A 1,833-nucleotide genomic window follows, 5' to 3' on the forward strand; every position below is an offset into this window, starting at 1 on the left:
GCCAGCCTCAGTTCCCGCAGGCTGCCGTGGAAATGCCCGTCCAGTATCCTGCTGGCAGTCCTGCCGATCAGGGGGATGTCCATTGCCACCACGAAGCGCACAAATGTCGTGTTACGGCTTTCATTGATGGAAGCGATCAGATTTTCGTAGGATTTTTCTCCGAAACCTTCCAGAGCGATGATCTCATTCCGGTAGCGGTCAAGGTGGTAGAGGTCCTGATAGCTTTTCAAGGCGCCGATCCTGAAGAGCTGGCCCAGCGTCGCTTCAGAAAGCCCCCTGATGTTCATGGCTTTCTTTTCTGCAAAGTGGACGAACTTATGAAGGATGCGGCTGCCACATTCGGGATTGTCGCAGTGGAGCGTCTCGATGGTGCGCCCCCTGTCGCCTTCCCTGGAGTAGATGTGTGTCGGATGCCCGCAGCAGGGGCAGGCTTTTGGCGCCATGTCCTGGCAGCTCCCGCGGTCCAGGTTGTCCTCCACATGTGGGATGATCATGTTCCGTTTGGATACCAGGATGCGGCATCCGGGGTGCAGCTCCAGCCCCTTGATGAAGGACAGGTTGTGCAGGCTTGCCCTGGATACCCCGCAGCCGTCAATCTCCACGGTGTCGAAGACTGCCACCGGTGCGATCTCACCGAAGCGTCCTGTCTGCCATTCGACTGAGCGGAACACGGTCTCATAGGTATCATCCGCGAACTTGTATGCGATGCCGTCATTGTAATGGTGCCCGGTCCTGCCCAGGGTTGCGGAATAGGAGAAGCTGTTGAAGCGCAGCACCATCCCGTCTATGGGCATGTCAAAGTCTACGCAGCAGACTTTAAATTCCGCAAAGTCCGTCATTTTCTGGATCTTCGATGCGATGTGGTCTGCCTTTGCGTCCGGAGGGATATATATGGCAGGGCATGTATCGAAGCCGAACTCGGCCAGGATGTTCAGCAGGCTGCTGCGGCTGTCCCGTGAGTCCTCGAACTCATCCAGGCCCTCAAGCACATTGAAGGCGCAGAAGCTGACCTCACGTTCCCTGCAGATTCCTGCGTCCAGGCACCGGATGGAGCCGGAGGCCAGGTTCCTTGCGTTGCGGTAGGGTTTCCCATCGCTTCCGGTAAGCGTACCCTTCAGGCGCTCAAAGTCGCTTTTGTGGATGAATCCCTCGCCGGTTATTGCCAGTCGCCCTTTATAGGGGATGGACAGCGGCACGTTCCGGAAGGCAGCGACGTTGTGGGTGATGAGCTCCCCCTCCTCGCCGTCGCCCCTGGTGGAGCCTTCCACGAGCCTCCCGTTTTCGTAGACGAGCTTCACGGTAAGCCCATCCAGCTTCAGCATGAGCAGGGCGCCATGGCCCTTCAGGAAGGAGGCCAGGTCGCTTACCTGTTTCGTCTTAGCCAGGGAGAGCAGCGGGATGTCATGCCGCACCTTCTCCAGGCTGCTGACAGCCTTATAGCCTACGGTCTGGGTGGGGGAGTTGCTTAAGATGATGCCCGTATCTTTCTCCCAAAGCTCCAGCTCATCATAAAGGCGGTCGTAAACTGCATCTGAAACGCTGGGTGCATCCTGGTTGTAGTATTCATTGCGGTACTGGTTGAGTTTGTCCACCAGTTCGTGGATCCGTTCTGTTGCCTGTGACATTCGTTTTTACCTCTTTTCTTTTTTATTTTTGCCATTGGACCTGTGAATTCCTGTTTCCGGCCTCCTTCCTTGAACGAACTCGCCTGTCGTCTCGTTGTCGCGGTATTCGCCGAGTGTGAACGCAAGCGTTCCCGTTCGGCTCATTACTCGCGCAAAAAGGCAGGAGATGATAACGGCCTGTTCTTGCCGTAGTCATTCCTGCCTGCGT

1 protein-coding gene is annotated in these 1,833 nt (G+C 56.5%); it reads right to left on the bottom strand.

Annotated elements, in window-relative coordinates; all coding sequences use genetic code 11:
• Positions 1-1,625: NAD-dependent DNA ligase LigA (ligA, locus tag Q2B33_RS24020; RefSeq protein ID WP_300914337.1), on the bottom strand; the 1,625-nt coding region annotated here is incomplete at its 3' end.
• Positions 1,626-1,833: the final 208 nt, after the last annotated feature.

Source organism: uncultured Acetatifactor sp. (genome assembly GCF_948601915.1).
Classification (GTDB): Bacteria; Bacillota; Clostridia; order Lachnospirales; family Lachnospiraceae; genus Acetatifactor.